Genomic DNA, 15,924 nt, shown 5'->3' with positions numbered 1-15,924 from the left:
GGCGCGCCGGGTCGCCATGTCAACGCGCCACCGTGTCGGTCGCCTGGAATATCCTCGATTGCTTGCCCGCCGGCACCAGGAATACCGTGTAGCGTTGCCCGGCCTCCAAGGTGCCGAGGTCCAGTGGCTGCCCCACGGCCTGGCCCGCGCAAGACAACTGCACGCTCAGCGGCACGGGATTGATCTGCCGGCGCTTGGACTGCCCTTCCGGCACCTGGTCCAGCAAGACGATGTTGCGGCCCGCGGCCAGCAATGCGGCCGAGGCGCATTGCGCGTCCAGGTTGTAGAACGCGACGGAAGCCTTCAGGGCGTTGAAGTCGTCCGGCTGTTCATGCACGACGACCGTGCGCAGGCCGCCCGCCGCATCGTCCAGGCCGACGACGCTGGCGAATTCACCAGGCTGCACCGTGACGGATACATTGCGCTTGGCGCCGCCACGCACCAGCGCGCCCTCGATGGGCTTGCCGGCGCGTATGGGCAGGAAATCCGAGGCGGGCTTGGCCGTGTCCAAGGTCAGCCGCGCATTCGATCCGGTGGCGACGATTTCCAGCGGCTGCTGGCCGCCGTTGACGAAGCGCACGAAGGACGAGTCCTCGGCGGGGCCGGTCTCGTAGAGCGGGACCTCGGCAGCGTCCGCGGCGGTTGCGGACAGCGTGGCGGCAAGCGCCAGCAGAATCAGCGGGTTCTTCATTTTTTCTTCAGCTTCGTAATGGCGGGAGACGCATCGAGGGCGGCGACGATGGCCTTCGTCCAGGCCGCATAGCCCGTTTGCGTGAAATGCTGGCCGTCCAGGGTCTGCCACTCGCCCGGCTTGGAAAACTTCAACGAATCGATGTAGGTGCAAGGCGCCACGTTCGACGCCAGGAACTTGGACAACTCCATCGTGCGCGGGGCGTTCTTGGAATACGGGCCGCCTTCGGTGCCCCACGCCGGACCCACCCATACGCACGTCGTGTTGGTGCCGGCGATGGCCTTGGTCAGCCCAGTGGTTTCCTGCCACGCCCATGTCTTGGGAAACACGGGCTTGTCGTAGGAGCCCATGGTGTCGCCCATGATGACGATGACGACGTCCGGCTTGTCCTTCTGGATCAGGTCGGTGATCGGCGTGGTGCGCGCTTCCTTGCCCAATACGACAGCGGGCTTGTTGTCGACCTGGTCAGCGCCGCAATCCACGGGCGTGGCCTTGAGCCAGCGCGCGGGGCTCGCGCCGCAGGCGCCGATGGTGTGCACGTGGGCGGCCCCCTGGGCAAGCAGGGCCTGCTGCAGGGGCTCGCGCAGATAGTTGTTCAAGGTCAGGTGGCTTTCGCCTATGACCAGCAGGGACAAACCCGCCAGGGCGGACAAAGGCATGCTACGGACTCCTCATTGCTGCGCCCTCACCTGCCGTAGGGCGCATGGTTCTCACTGCTTCAGTTTCTTCACGCCGGGCAATTGGACGAGAGCGTCCGAGATGTCCTTGCCCCAGGCCTTGTAGGCGGTGGTGGTCAAGTGCTGGCCATCGGTGCTGCCCCATTCGCCGGGCTTGGACATCTTCGTGGTGTCGATGTATTCGCATGGCGCGACGTTGGTCGCCAGGAACGACGACACCTGCTGCACGCGGCCGAAGGTCTTGTTGTACTTGCCTCCAGGGCTGCCCCAGGGTGGGCCCACCCAGACGCAGGCGGTCTTGTTCGCGGCGATCGCCTTGGTCAGCCCCGTGGTCTGCTGCCAGGCCCAGGTCTTGGGAAATACGTCCTTGCCATAGCCCCCCATGGTGTCTCCCATCACGACGATGACGAGATCGGGCTTGTCGGTGGCCAGCAGCTGCGAAATCGGCGTGGTGCTGATGGTTTCCTTGCGCACCATGGGGGATTTGCCGATACGCTCGGCGCCTCCGCAGGTGCCGGGCGTGGCGGTCAGCCAGTCGGCGGGCGTCGAGCCGCACACGCCGACGGTATGCACCTGCTTGGCGCCATTGGCCAGCAGGTTGTCTTGCAGGGTGTCGATCAGATAGCCGGGATATCCCAGGTGGCTGTCGCCCACGACCAGGATGGTAAGACCTGCGAGTACTGAGGCAATCATGTCGATGACTCCTGAAAAATGGCTGTGTGCGCGTTATCGGCTGTATGGGGAGCGATAGGGCACCACCGGCATGTCCATGGGACGGGTTTGCGGGTAGAACGTGTAGCGCAGGTACAGGCCGCCCGCATACTGGCGGTAGTCGCTGGCGTTGTCGGCCGCGACGGTCGCGCCGACGAACCAGTTGTTCGCCAGCTGGTATTCCGCCGTGGCGGCCACGTTATAGCCTACCCCTGTCTTGGATTGTCCTGAATAGACCGCACCATCGCCCAGGCCCAGCGCCGCGGCGGCTTGCACGGCCGCCGCCTGGCGCGACGAGCTGGTCGGGAAATAGTCGGCGCTGCTTTCATGGAAGTGCTGGATGCCGACCGACCCTTGCAGCTTGTAGCTGAAGCGGTCCAGGCGTTCGGCCCAGGTGATCGGTACGCTCAACGCGTAGAACTCCTGCGGACTGAAGTAGCCGCCATTGCCGTAGGTGAAGAAGCGTTCGTTGCGGTTGTAGAACGTGGCGCCGAGGTTCAAGCCCGCCGTCAACAGCCGGTCATTGTCGCGCACCAGGTAGCGGTAGACACCGCCGCCGACTTCGGCCCGGGTGTTCGACGCGACATTGCTACCGTCGAGATATTGCCATGAGCCATAGCCGTACACGCCGTATGTCGGCTTATCGGTGCCGATCTGGCCCGATACGCCGGACGCCGTGACGCCGCCCCAGGTGTCACCCGTGCGCGAGTCACGCGCGCCCGCGAACGACAGCAGGCTGTCGGTGACGGCACGGCGCGAGGCACCCACCGAATACCAGCTGCCCGCCGCGGGGTCGATGGTGCCTTTCCAGTCGACGCCGCCCACCACGTTATTGCGTTCGAAGCCCAGCGGCGTGGTGCCGATGTCCGCCGTCAGGTTCTTGGTTTCATAGCCTACCGACAGGCCGACACCGCTGTCCTTCTGCGATCCGGGCGCGCCCACGAGGCCTGCCTGCTGCGCCAGGGTGGCAACCGGACCCGCGCCGAACTGGCTGCTGTTGTACGTATCGCTGCCCACCGAACGGGCGTTGAGCTGCACGGGGGTAGCGCGCAAGGAGAGCTTGCCTTCGCCCAGGGGCAGGCGGACTTCCACCGGTTCTTGCACCGTGGTCAGGCGACTCATGCCGTCCGCGCCGTTGTTGGACTGTACGAACGCGCCGACGCGAATTTCCGGCGAGCGCTCTTCCCGTATCTCCCGAAGGTCGTTCTGCATCGCGACGAGATCGGATGGAGATCCTGTCGGCGCGTTGCCCATCGATGCGGCGCCCGGCGCTTGCGGCACGGTGATGGACTGCGACGAACTGCCCGGCGTGAGCGGGCGCGCCACCACGACGTCCTGCGGGACGGCGGCGGTGGAGGCCGGGGCCGGAGCCGAGGAAGCCATGTAATCGGGCATCGCTGGTGGCGTGGGCGCCGCGGCCGCCGGACGGCCGGCGGGTAGCGCCAGCAGTGTCGCGGCCTGTTGCGGATTGCCGGGCGTGCCGGCCAGGTCGGTCGATGGCGCGACGGGCATGGATTGCACGGTGGCGTCCATGGCCGCGGGCGGCACACTCGAACTCGAACGCGAGCGGAACGGATTGGCCGGCACGCCGGTATCGGCATAGGCTGGCGCCATGGCCACCTGCGTCTGCTCGGTTTGCTGTTTTATCGCGATGGCGGAGGCCAGCAGATCGGCGGCCTTGCCGGTCTTGCCGTTAGCGCGGTAGACGCGAGCCGCGCCGGCGAGGATGTCGGGATCGTTGGGCGCGGCCGCGACGGCGCGCTCCAGCGCGTTGTTGGCGTAGCGGGTATCGCCCGCCTGCGACGCCACCTGTGCGGCGCCCAGCAGCAGGTTGGGATTATTGGGTTCGTTGGCGAGCACGTTGTTGTACAGCTCGAGCGCCTTGGCGTTGTCGCCCGCCTCGGCATACATGCGTGCCAGCGCCGCCACGACCAAGGGATCGTTGGGACGTTTTTTCAGCGCGGGAGCCAGTACGTCATAAGCCTCTGCAACGTCGCCACGCTGGCGCAGCAATTCGGCCTGGCGCACGGTGTACAGGAAAACCAGGTCTTCCTGCTGGCGAGCCTGCGCGGGCGTCAGCTTCTGAGCCTGGATCTGGCGCAGCACGCGTGCCGCCTCGACGTCCTGCCCCGTCTTCACCAACAGGCCCGCGTAAGCTAGCAAGACGTCGGGACGGGTACCGCCGGGGCCGGTTTGCAGCTGGCGCAGCAGAGCCATGCCGCGCGCGGGGTCGCCCGCGTCCGCGTAAGCCTGCGCGATCGCGCCGACCAGTGCCGGGTTCTGTCCCGCCGCGGGTTCCAGCCGGGCGAGCAAGGCCCTGGCTTCCTGCGTCTGGCCATCCTTGCCCAGGTCGGAGGCGCGTTGCACCTGCAACTGGAAGTTCACCTGCGCTTCGGTGCTCGCCATGGCTGGCGTACGCTTGGAAGGCGGAATGCCTGCCAGCGTCTGTCGCGCCTTGCTCCACTCCCCCATCTGCATCGAGAGCAATGCGCTGGCGTACTGCGCGTCCGGCATATCGGGATTGGACGACAACAGGCCATCGACCAGGCGCCGCGCTTCGGCGCGGTTGCCCTTGTCCAGGTAGTAGCGCGCCAGTTCCAGGCGGGTCCATGGATTGTTGGGATCGTCATGCAAGGCGTCTTCCAGCGCCCGGCGCGCGCCTTCGGTATCGCCGCGCTGCTCCGCTGCGCGGGCACGTCCGGCGGCCACGGCCGCGCGTACCTGGCGCAGGTCGCCCAGTTCGGCCTGCTGCGCGGGACCGAGGCTGTTGACCAACTGCATGGCCTGGTCGGCGCGGCCGGTCTGGGCCAGTACGCCCACCAGGCCGCTGAGCGCTTCGCGGTTGTTCTTGTCGGTGGCCAGCACGGCGCGATAGGCCTTCTCCGCGGTCGCCATGTCGCCCTGCGATGCATACAGGCGCGCCACGGCATTGCGGCCCGCCGGCTCGCGCGCATCCAGCCGCAACGCCTGTTCCAGCAGGCTGCGCGTCGATGCCAGGTCGTTGGCGTCTTGCGCGGCATTGGCCTGGTTGATCAGGTTCCAGTAGCGTGCCGAATTTAGCGACTTGTTCCAACTGGCGCCGCCGGGGCGGGCGGCGGCACTCGCCAGCAGGCGCTCGGCCTCGGGCAGGTTGTTCTGCTGCATGCGCACCACGCCCAGGCCGCCCAGCGCATCGGCGTTGTTCGGGCTTTCCTTCAGCTTGGCAGTGAATTCGCTTTCGGCCGTTGCCATATCGCCGCGCTTGAGCGCCGCGAAGCCGCGCGCCAGGCGAGGATCCTGGGTAGGCACGGCGGCGACCTTGCCGGCGGCGGCGGTACGCACCTGCTGCATCTGGGCACGGATCTCCGCGTCGTCCGGGTGCTTGGCCAGGTATGACTCGAACAACGGCTTTTCTTCGGCGCTCGGCGCGCCCAGCCAAGTCAGGGCCGTGCGCCAGAATTCGGTTGCGGCGCCGCCGATGTCGGCACGGCTGGACAACTGCTGCAGGCGCCGGATGCCTTCGGCGCGCGTGCGTTCGTTGCGCGCCATGTGTTGCGCCAGCGGAAGCATGACGGCGGGGTTGCCGGGTTGTTCGCGATCCAGCCGTTGCAGGCCCTGGATGGCCCGATCCAGGCCGCCGTTGGTGTAGCCCAGGTATGTGTAGTACTCGCGTGCCACGTCGCCCTGCGGCGTCTTGCTGCCCAACGCCTTGTCGTATTGGGCGATGGCCGCGGACATGGCGGCGGCATCGTTCTTGTTGGCGGCATCCTGCGCCATCAGGCGCGCCTTGTCGATGTCGGCCTTGCCTGGATTGACGGCCAGCCGCAGGTCCTGTTCGAGCAGCGGCACGTACCGGCTGTCGGGCGCGGCCGCGCGCAGGCGAGCAAGGTAGTCGCGCGCTTGGGCGTATTGCTGCTTGTCGACGTCTATCGACGCCATTCCATACAGCGCCTCGGGTTGGCGGGGATCGGCCAGGAGCAGTTTCTCCCATGCTTGCGCGGCTTGTTCGGGCTTGCCCTGGGCGCGCCAGTAGCGGCCCTGCTCCACCAGTGTGCGGGAAGCATCGTCCTGCGCCCAAGCCACCGGATGGGCCAGTACGGCCAACAGTCCGAGGGCTACCGTGTGACGGCGTGCGGACATGATTTCTCCCACTCTAATTGGATTTGCCCCGTACGCCGGAAGCGATAGCGACCGTCCAGCCACGCGGTGCCGAACATGCTGAGCACGTAATCATAATAAGGCGGCTGGTGCCGTGCCACCTGCGCTGGCGCCAGGCTTGCGTACCATGCGTATCGCACGCGGCCAAGCTGGCTTTCCAGCAGTTCCTGCTGACCCGATGCCTGCAAATAAGGCAGTAGCGCTGCCGAGAAACCGAACGGCCCCGTGCCCGACAGCGCGCCGGTATGGACATCGACCTTCTCGGGCGGCACGCCATTTTGCGCGGTGGCTTGCGCGAGGCCGCCCAGGGCTTGCATCATCGGCTTCGCCAAGGGATCGTCCACCGCGGTCATGCCGGCCCACATGTATGTACGCACGGCGTCATAGCTGCCCACGGCGCCCTTGGCCGGATCGGGTCCGAACTTGCCTACGCCATCCTTGTCGACGTCATAGGCTACCCAGTCGGCCGCATAGCCGCGTGGGCTGCTTTGCTGGATCAGGCGCAAGGTATTGTCTGCGATCTTGTTCCACGGGCCCTGCGGCGATGCTTGCGCCAGGCGGCGCAGCACGGGCATGGGCAGGTAGCTGGGATTGGCGCGCCATTGATTCGGCTGCACGAATCCATCGGCGCCCGGCAGCAGCATGGCGCCGAATCCGCCGGGACCGCCAAATTCGGCGACTTCGCGTGTTTCCACGAGCGCCAGCAGCGCCTTGCCATCGCGCTCGTAATCCGGCCTGTGCCACACGCGCGCCGCTTCCAGCAGCGCATAGATGAACCACAGATCGGCGTCCGAAGCCGAGTTGGCGTCGATCACGCCCCAGGTCCCGTCATCGCGCAGGCCCCAGAACCACGCGGGCAGGTGCTTCGAGATGTCGCCGCCCGCCAGGTTGTCCACGCTCCAGTGCCAGAGGCGGTCGAACGTCTCGCGGTCATCCGCCACCAGCGCGAAGAACATGCCATAGGACATACCCTCCGATGAACTGTGCTGGCGCGGCGTGCTGGCATCGAGCACGCGGCCGTCCTTCTGCACGTAGTGTTGCTTGAAGGCGTCCCATCTGGACCAGGCGGGCGGCGCGCAGGTGGGCGCCTGGGCGGCCGGGGCTGCCTGCGCCGCCACGGGGGCCGCCAACGCCAGCACCAGCCACGCGGCCGCCCGGCGCAACGCGCAGGCCACGGGCATGAAGGCGCGAGCCGGGCGAGGCAGGCCAGATGGGCGCGAGGGCGCGAGCATCGTCGTGGGCATGGTCGTCCGCATCCCTGCTTCAGATCGAGGGCGACTTGGGCTTGCGACGCAGCAGGCTCAACAGGAGGGCCAGCATGGCAAGCACGATCGCCAGCGTGACCACCACGCCGATCAGCGTCAGGTTCGGATTGATCGACGACAACCACCAGTCGATGCGCTTGAAGAAACTCAGGCTGCCGACGTAGTACTGGTGGTCGCCCACCAGCGAGTCGACCTGCTTGCCGCGGATGACGGCCAGGCTGCCCTGGATGGGGCGGTCATAGTCCTTCCCGCCGATCAGCGCTGACGTGGCATCCTGCAGGCCCTGGGGCTGGTTGCTGGCGATCAGCACCACGCTGCGCTGGCTTTCGCGCGGCGATTCGAAGCCCGCCACCACGGCGCTGACGCCGCTGCTGGTATAGGCCATTGCGGTGCGCGGCGGCGTTTCATCCTGGCGTGGATCGACGTGGAACCAGCCCAGCACGCGGTAGACCAGGTCCGATACCGTGAAGCGCCCGTTGTTTTCATAGGCGGCAGGCATGCGCGCCGCCCAGTCCTTCAACCAGGCCTGGTCGGCGCCCGACGCGATCACCAGCAGGTCCTTGCCGGCCGGCGCCGACGAGGCTTGCTGCGCACGCACCACCGTGACGCCGGTGGCGGGATAGCCGGTCGACTCGCCCATGCGGCCCATCACGGTCAGGTAGGCCCCGTATTCCTGCGCGGCGGCATTGCTGCCGAGAACCACCGCGGTCTCCGACAGGTCCGCCATGCGCGTGAACGGAAAGCCGGCTTGCGAGAAGGCCGCCAGATCCGGCATGGCGATGAAGTGCGGGTAGGCGCTGACGTCGATGGTCGACTCAGGATCGATGGCGCCGCGTACGTTGTCGATGATGATGTCGCGACATTCGCCTTGCTTGATGTAGTCGTACATGTAGCGGAACTGCAGCTGCGACCGCGACTTCAACAGCTCCAGCGGCACGTCCAGCCGAGCCTGCATGGGCAGGCTTTCATCCGGCAGCACCTGGGCGCGCAGCTTCTCGCCGTCCGCGATGCGTTCCAGCGCGAACAACGGTATCGACTTGACGAACTGGTTGTCCACGCTGAACAGCAGCGAGGAATTCACGGACGTGGGTTGCGGCGTGTAGCGATAATGCAGGTTCACGGGCACCTTGTCCTCGCGCCAGCCGAACAGGTCCGGCGGCACGCGCACGTCGATGCGTATGGTGTCGGGGCTGTAGCCCGACACGTTCAGGCGCTTGGCCTCGATCAGTTCACCGAATGAGACAGGACGGTCCGTGCGTAGCCACTTGGGCGCGTCATAGGGCTTGCGCGGCTGCAGGTCGGCCACCTGGGTGATGGTGGCGGAAGCGCCGGTCAGCGCCTGGCTGCCGGTCACCAGCGCATTGGCGGCCTGCTTCAGTTCCTTGGCGTTGCGGCCCATCACCAGCAGCAGCTTGCCGTTGGGATCGGTCGGGTTGGCCGTCACGGCCAGCGTGGGGCCTTGCAGCGGCGTGCCCGAGGTGCCGGGCGCGTTGTTGCCGACAGCCAATACCACGGCGTTGCCCTGTGCGGGAATCTGGCCGACCGAGGCCGTGAAACGCGCGCCGCGATAGCCCGCCAACGCGCCGAACCACGACGACACCGCGCCCGCCGCTTCCAGCATGGCGGTGTCGGGATTGGCCGCGAAAACGAAGGGCAATTGCAGTTCGCGCCGGTCGCGGCGATCGAAGAAGGGTTCAGGCAGGTTGGCCAGCTCGTCGGGCAGCTGCACCTGCGAGGTGGCCAGTTCCAGCTTGCTCTGGTTGCTGATGTTGGCCCACAGGCTGGAGTGCAGCGGGTCCTCGCAGTCCATGGTGTAGTGGCCGATCAGCTGCAAGCGCAGATTGCTGAAAGCGGTGATCAGGTACGGCGGGATCTCGACCGTGCGCTGCAGGTTGACGCCGCCGGTCTCCTTGGGCACCGGGATGGTCGCGGCGACTTCGTCGTTGACCAGCACATTGATGTGCGAAATATCCGCCAGCAGCGACGGCGAATAGGTGTAGCGCATGTCCAGCCGCGCGCCGGTCACCACTTCGTCATTGCGGACGCTGAAGTTCAGGGTATTGCTGCCGTCCACGCCGCGCAGATTGAGCGGGTATTGCGCGCCCAGCTGCTCGAGCGTGTAGGTGATGTCGGGCTTGAAGGGGGCGGCGGCAGCTTGTGCAGCGGGCTGCGTCGCGGCGGCGTTGGTGGCGTTGGCGGCGGCGCGGTTGGCGGGTTGCGCAACGGCCTGCGCGCCCAACACGCAACTCATCAACAGCGCGGACCACTTCGCAATCGCGTGGCGTTGGGTGAATTCTTGGCGTTGTACGTTGGACATGTTCAGGATCCGAGGCGGCGTTGCGCACGGGCGCGCAGGGACAGGTAGAGCAGTACGGCGATGACGAGGGCGCTGAGCACCAGGGCGCCGACCAGCGTCAGGGGGTGGTTGGAGAAGAACCACTGCAAGCCCAACCACGGCGGCAGCGAGCCGACGTAGTAGTTCTGGTCGTCGAGCACGGTCAGCGCCTGCTTGCCGGAGACCACCGTAAGGTTGCCGCCGATCTTGCTTTGCAGGTCTTCCACCTTGTTGTTCGTGTCGCGGTTGGCCAGCACGGCGTTGACCGCCGCATCCAGGCCATCGCTGTCGGCGCCCGATACCAGCACCACGCTGCGTCCTGATTTCAAGGGGGACTCCAGCCCGGCCAGCGTGGCGTTGGCGCCGCTACCGGCGTAGGTCAGCTTCAGGTCCGCGGTGCGCTTGCGATCGCGCGGATCGGGGCCGAACCAGTTGACGACGCCGGAGAACCAGTCCGACAGGGCGAACTTGCGCTGCGCGCCATCAAAGCCATTGGGCAGGTAGGCGCTCCATTGCTTGACCAGCGGCTGGTTGGCGCCCGAGGCCAGCACCAGCAGGTCCTTGTCCTTCAGGCCTTCCACCTGCGTGGCCTGGGCCACCGTCACACCGGTCGCGGGATAGCCCGTGGACTGGCCCATCGTGCCCAGCAGCGTCAGATACGCCGAGTAGTCGGCGACGGTGGCGTTGTCGGGCAGGACCACCGCGGTTTCCGACAGGTCGGCCATGCGCGTGAACGGGAACCCCGCGTCGGCGAACAACGACAGGTCGGGCATGGCGGCATATTTGGGCAGGCCCGAGATGTCGATGCTGGAACCGGGATCGATGGCGCTCTGGATGTTGTCGACGATGCTGTTCTGGCATTCGCCCAGCTTGGCGTATTCGTAGACATAGCGGAATTGCAGCGCGGTGAGCGGCGGCAACAGGTAGGGCGGCACCATCACCGTCGCCTGGCCTTCGGACGTGGGCTGGTTGGACAGCTTGTCGTAGAAGGACGGCGAACCGTCGTTGAGACGGAAGCTGCGCACCAACTGCTCGCCGGCCACCATTTCCATGACGGATTGCGTCGCGCTGGGACGCGGCGAATAGCGATATTTCAATTGCACCGGCACGCCGTCGCTGTGCCAGCCGAACAGGCCGGGCGGCATGCGCAGGCTGACATTGATCGGCGCGGGACGATGGCCGTAGACGTTGAGCGTGCGCGGCGCGGCCAGTTCGCCGAATAGCACCGGCCTGTCGCTGCGCAGCCAGTTCGGCGCGTCGTAGGGCTTGCGCGGCGAAAGGGTCGCCAGCTCGGTGATGCGCACGGTTGGGCCGGACAGGGTCTGGTTGCCCAATGCCAGCGCGGTGGCGGCCTGCTTCAGCTCCTTGGCATCGCGCCCCATGACCAGCAGCAGTTTGCCATGCGGATCGTTGGGGTTGGCCACCATGGCCAGCGTCGGGCCCTGGGCAGCGGGCGCTTGCAGCCCCGGGAGGTTGTCGCCCTGTTGCAGCAGCACGATGGCATTGCCATGGGCGGGTACGTCCTGGATGCTGGCGGTGAACTTGGCGCCGCGATAGCCCGCCTGCGCGCCGAACCAGGATGAAACGATGCCCGCGCTTTCCAGCCGTGCGGCGTCGGGCGCGCGGCCCAGCACGATGGGCAGGTTGAGCTGGCGGATGTCGTGGCTGTCGAAGAACGGCGCGGGCAGCAGCGCGAGGTCATTGGGCAGGTCGACCGGCGTGACCGTGAGGTCCAGCGTGCTGCGGCCGGCGATGTCCGCCCACAGGCTGGAGTGCAGCGGATCCTCGCAGCCCAACGTGTAGTGGCCGACCAGCTGGATGTCGAGCCGGTTGAACTCGGCCAACGCCGGCACCGGCAGTGCGACGGTCCGTTCAACGGGATCGGCCGCGGTTTCCTTGGGCAAGGGAATGCTCTGGGCCACCTCGCCGTTGAGGATGATCTTCAGGTGCGACAGGTCGGGCAGCAGCGAGGGCGAATACGTGTAGTTCAGATGAACATCCGCGCCGATGATGGACTGGTCGATGCGCTGGCCGAAGCCCAGGCCGTTGATGCCGTCGACGCCACGCAGCGGCAGCGCCGTCTGGCCGCTCAGGCGCGAAAGCGGGATCGAGTACGTATAGGCGCCGGGCGGCAAGGCCGGCGCGGCTTGCGCAGCCGCGGCCGGGATTGGCTTGGGCGCGGCGGCCGGCGGCGCGGAATTGTCGGCGGGCGCCGCCATGGCGCGCGGCGCGCCCAGCGATAGCAGGGCCGATACCAGGGCGGGCAATACGCGCGAGCGGCGCAGCAGGAGCGGTCGCGCTTCGGGCCTGGGGGTCATCGATCTATCGTCCTTCATTGCTTGGTGAACACGGACGCGGGACGACGCAGGCCCGCGAGGGTACGGTCACGCAATTGGCGCAGCAGCAGCGTGAAGCCGCGCATTCCGATGTGGGTGATCTGGTAGAGCGCGGCCATGGGCGAATCGGGCGCCATGCTGCCCCAGGTCAAGGCCCAGGTGTCGGCGCGGCCGAAGGTCATCTGCACCAGTTCCTTTTCCTGTTCCAGCGTCAGGTCGCGGAAGCTGACGCCCAGGCGCCCACCCTGGCTGAAGGTGACCAGCGCGGGGAAAATGGCCTCTTCCTCGTTGCGGAACACCGAGACGTTGACCTGCATGCCGGTGGGCACGATCACGCCCGCGGGCAGGACCAGGCCCAGCCCGCCCTGCGAGAAATCGCTGGTGTCGCACGCGACGGTGCGGCCATCCGGCAGGCCCAGCATGGCCGGCAGCGTGATCGCCACGCGTGGCGCATTGCGCAGCTGGCGCACTTCGCCGGCCACGGCGACGCTGGCGCTGGTCATGATGATGTTGTAGACCGTCCATGCCAGGTTGAGCACGATGGTGAAGCGCTGGTCGGCGCCGCCGGTCTCCAGGACCAGGCCGACCACGCCGACGATCAGGCCCGCCAGGTTCAAGGCCAGCAGCACCACGTAGGGCCGCGCCAGCGTCCAGTCGAAATACGATTCGCGGATGATGCCGCCCTTGGCCGTCACGTTGAACTGCGGCGCCTTGGGACGCAGCAGCGCCATCATCGCGGGCTTCATGATGTACCAGGCCAGCACCGATTCGTAGACTTCGTTCCAGAACGAATGGCGGAACTTGCCCTGGATGCGCGAGCCCGTCAGGTTGGACAGGATGATGTGGGGGAGCGCATACGCCGCCACCATGATGGCCGAGGCCTGGAAGACGTTGGCGTGGAAGAAGAGATAGGCCAGCGGCGTGGTCAGGAAGATCACGCGCGGCAGGCCGAAGAAGAAGTGCAGCATCGCGCTCAGGTAGCACATGCGCTGGCCCAGCCGCAGGCCCTTGCCCAGCAGCGGATTGTTGACGCGGATGATCTGCGCCATGCCACGCGCCCAGCGCGTGCGCTGGCCGATGTGGCGCGACAGGTTCTCGGTGGCCAGCCCGGCGGCCTGCGGCACGGCCAGGTAGGCCGTGTTGTAGCCGGCGCGGTTCATTTTCAACGCGGTCAGCGCGTCCTCGGTCACGCTTTCGGTGGCCACGCCGCCGACTTCCAGCAAGGCCGAGCGGCGGATCACCGCGCACGAGCCGCAGAAGAAGGTGGCGTTCCACAGGTCGTTGCCGTCCTGCACTACTCCGTAGAAGAGCTCGCCTTCGTTGGGTACGTTGCGGAACGTGTCCAGGTTGCGTTCGAAGGGATCGGGAGAGAAGAAGACGTGCGGCGTCTGCAGCATGGCCAGCTTCTTGTCCTTGACGAACCAGCCCATGCAGATCTGCAGGAAGGATCGCACGGGGATGTGGTCGCAATCGAAGATGGCGACGAAGTCGCTGTCGGTCTTTTCCAGCGCGGCATTGATGTTGCCGGCCTTGGCGTGCCTGTTGTCCGGACGGGTCAGGTAGCCGGCGCCGGCTTTTTCGCAGAATTCGCGGAATTCAGGGCGGCGCCCGTCATCCAGCACATAGACCTTGAAGCGGTCGGCCGGCCAATCCATCGCCAGTGCGGTCAGCACCGACTGCCGCACCACATCCAGCGGCTCGTTGTACGTGGGGATGAATATGTCGACCGTGGGCCAGTGCGTCATGTCGGCCGGCAGTGGCGCGGGCTTGCGGCGTAGCGGCCATGCGCTCTGGAAGTAGCTCAGCAGCATCATGGCCAGCGCGTAGATTTCCGCGAACAACAGGCCATAGCCGAAGATACTGTCGAGGATGCCGTGAAAGCCGAGGGTGTCCGTGATACGCCAGTACATGTAGCGCACCGACGTGGTGATGGACAGCATGATCATCACCAGCGTGGCCAGGCGGCCCGCCACCCGGTGTAGCAGCAAGGTCATGACCACGCACGCGAGGGCGAAGACGAACTGCTGGAACAGGTCCATCTCGACGGCCACGGTGAGCACGAAGAGTATGCAGGACACTACCGTGGCCAGTACGCGCGCCCAGCCCATTTTCCAGATGCGCCAGGACAGCAGGCGGTTGCCCCAGCGGGAAACGCGGCCGCTGCCGGCCGAGGTTTCGGTGGTCGAGGATTTCATGCCCGGGAGCCTCCGGCGGTGCGCAATTGCTGGATCACCCAGTGGGTGCACGCGGCCAGGTCGGTGCGGGCCTGGCTGTGCGGCGCGTGTTCGATGACGGTCTTGCCGAAGGCCAGCGCTTCGCCGACGGTCGGGTCCAGGTGCACCGCGCCGATGACGCGGTTACCCAGGGCATTGCGGATGACCTGCACGGCGTCCTTGGCCAGCGGGCGCGACCGGTCGACCTGGTTGACGATGTAGGCGTGGCCCAGGAACCCGGGACGGCCTTCGCAGTACTGCGTAATCAGGCTTTCGATCAAGGGCAGCGTGGCGTAGGACGCGGCGTCGGGCAAGGTCACGATGATGGCCAGGTCGGCGCAGGCCAGGGCCTGGCGCAGGTAGGCGGAAGGGCCAGGCGGCGTGTCGAGGATGACCAGCGTGTCGTCCGGCAGCGCCAGTGCTTCCAGATGGCGGGCCAGCCAATGCTTGTCCTGGTTCATCTGCTGTTCCAGGGCGATGCGGTCGTCTTCGTTGATCTGGCCGAATGGCAACAGGTGCACGCCGGAATCGCCCTGGACGCTGATATCGCGCCACGGGGCGCCGGTCAGCGAGGCGCGCGCCAGGCCGCTGATGCCCGTCTGGCGGTCGGCGCCCAGATGGAAGCGCAAGGCGTTCTGCGGATCGAAGTCCACCACCAGCGTGGGCTGGCCAGCCAGGCGCAGCGCCAGGCCGAGGTTGGCGGCTACCGTGGTCTTTCCTACACCGCCCTTGGCGGAAACGATGGCTATGGTCTTCACTTTTGCGTCGTCTTGCGGGGCGTCGAATCGGTCTTCGGATCCGCTGCCGAACGGGGGGCCTGGGCCAGGCGCGCGAACACATCGTGCAGGGACGTGTTCGCGGCTGGCGCGGGGGCGATAGGCGTAACGACCCGCGGAGGCGGCGTCGGGGGCCTGGCTTGGGCGGGATCCACGGCGGCGGCGGTGGCGGGCGCGGCCGGCGCAGGAGCCGGCGCCACGGTAGTGGCCGGCGTCTGCGTGGCAGGCGTAATCGCGGCGGGCATTTCCGGGACGGCTGTTTCCGCAACCGGAACCATGGCGCTTGCATCCGGGCCGATTTCCGGGCCTGCCGGCGCAGCCGCCGCCACCGCTGCCGCAGCGGCTGCGGCGGCCACGAATTCGACATTGCCGATCGAGTCTTCATTCGCCGTGGTGTCCTTGCGGGTCACCGGCGGCAGCGTCAGGGCGTCCAGGGCGGGGCGGTCGACGCGCGCGCTGTGGATGAGCGCGGCGACCGCTTCGGCGCTGGCGACCGAGCCGGGGCGAACGGGCTCGGCCAGCGGCTGTCCGGACGGCAACAGGTCCAAGGTGGGAGCAATCGCCAGCGGCGGCCAGCTGGCCGCCGCCACGGGACGGTCGGCGGCGCTGCTGCCGGCCTTGGGCGGCACATAGCGCTCACCCGGCCGCACGTGACCCAGCAGCGGCCAGCGCTCGCGCGCCATTCCTGCGTTGGTGGCCCGGCCGATTTCCCGGTATTGCCCAGGGTCCCCCCCGAACTGCCGGTACAGGCTGGTGATATCGCTGGTATCGCGGTTCACTCGC

Annotated in this window: 10 protein-coding genes; all 10 read right to left on the bottom strand. The window is 67.1% G+C overall.

The window, feature by feature from the left end:
• Positions 1–19 precede the first annotated feature (19 nt).
• Genes C7R54_RS17120 through bcsP form a run of 10 tightly spaced genes read right to left on the bottom strand, consistent with a single transcriptional unit; the run spans position 20 to position 15,920 of the window.
• Positions 20–691, bottom strand: coding sequence for an alginate O-acetyltransferase AlgF (locus C7R54_RS17120; RefSeq protein ID WP_129151661.1), 672 nt, complete (start codon positions 689–691; stop codon positions 20–22).
• Positions 688–1,350: an SGNH/GDSL hydrolase family protein gene (locus tag C7R54_RS17115; RefSeq protein ID WP_129151660.1), complete on the bottom strand. Its 663-nt coding sequence runs from the start codon at positions 1,348–1,350 to the stop codon at positions 688–690. Before C7R54_RS17115 ends, C7R54_RS17120 begins: the two co-directional genes overlap by 4 nt.
• A gap of 51 nt (positions 1,351–1,401) precedes the next feature.
• Positions 1,402–2,061, bottom strand: a complete 660-nt coding sequence (locus tag C7R54_RS17110; RefSeq protein ID WP_129151659.1) for an SGNH/GDSL hydrolase family protein — start codon at positions 2,059–2,061, stop codon at positions 1,402–1,404.
• A gap of 33 nt (positions 2,062–2,094) precedes the next feature.
• Entirely contained in the window at positions 2,095–6,198 is a 4,104-nt protein-coding gene (locus C7R54_RS17105) for a cellulose synthase subunit BcsC-related outer membrane protein (protein WP_129151658.1), read from the bottom strand.
• The gene (gene bcsZ, locus C7R54_RS17100) at positions 6,174–7,460 is read right to left on the bottom strand and encodes a cellulose synthase complex periplasmic endoglucanase BcsZ (RefSeq protein WP_240039577.1); all 1,287 of its coding nucleotides are present in this window, start codon (positions 7,458–7,460) and stop codon (positions 6,174–6,176) included. The genes C7R54_RS17105 and bcsZ overlap by 25 nt, the downstream gene beginning before the upstream one ends.
• A gap of 19 nt (positions 7,461–7,479) precedes the next feature.
• Complete coding sequence (bcsB, locus tag C7R54_RS17095) at positions 7,480–9,798, bottom strand: cellulose biosynthesis cyclic di-GMP-binding regulatory protein BcsB (RefSeq protein ID WP_240039576.1); 2,319 nt, start codon at positions 9,796–9,798, stop codon at positions 7,480–7,482.
• Between the two features lie 2 nt (positions 9,799–9,800).
• Entirely contained in the window at positions 9,801–12,134 is a 2,334-nt protein-coding gene (bcsB, locus tag C7R54_RS17090; protein ID WP_240039575.1) for a cellulose biosynthesis cyclic di-GMP-binding regulatory protein BcsB, read from the bottom strand.
• A gap of 14 nt (positions 12,135–12,148) precedes the next feature.
• Positions 12,149–14,347, bottom strand: a complete 2,199-nt coding sequence (bcsA, locus tag C7R54_RS17085) for a UDP-forming cellulose synthase catalytic subunit (protein WP_129151657.1) — start codon at positions 14,345–14,347, stop codon at positions 12,149–12,151.
• On the bottom strand, positions 14,344–15,123 hold the full coding sequence (gene bcsQ, locus C7R54_RS17080; RefSeq protein ID WP_129151656.1) for a cellulose biosynthesis protein BcsQ: 780 nt from the start codon (positions 15,121–15,123) through the stop codon (positions 14,344–14,346). Before bcsQ ends, bcsA begins: the two co-directional genes overlap by 4 nt.
• Positions 15,120–15,920 (bottom strand): cellulose biosynthesis protein BcsP, encoded by an 801-nt coding sequence (gene bcsP, locus C7R54_RS28900; RefSeq protein WP_158021235.1) that lies wholly within the window; start codon positions 15,918–15,920, stop codon positions 15,120–15,122. Before bcsP ends, bcsQ begins: the two co-directional genes overlap by 4 nt.
• Positions 15,921–15,924 lie beyond the last annotated feature (4 nt).

Source organism: Achromobacter aloeverae, from assembly GCF_004121055.1.
GTDB classification, from domain to species: domain Bacteria; phylum Pseudomonadota; class Gammaproteobacteria; order Burkholderiales; family Burkholderiaceae_B; genus Bordetella_C; species Bordetella_C aloeverae.
The sequence above is the reverse complement of the archived record's forward strand: the minus strand, read 5'-3'. Positions and strand labels throughout refer to the sequence as shown.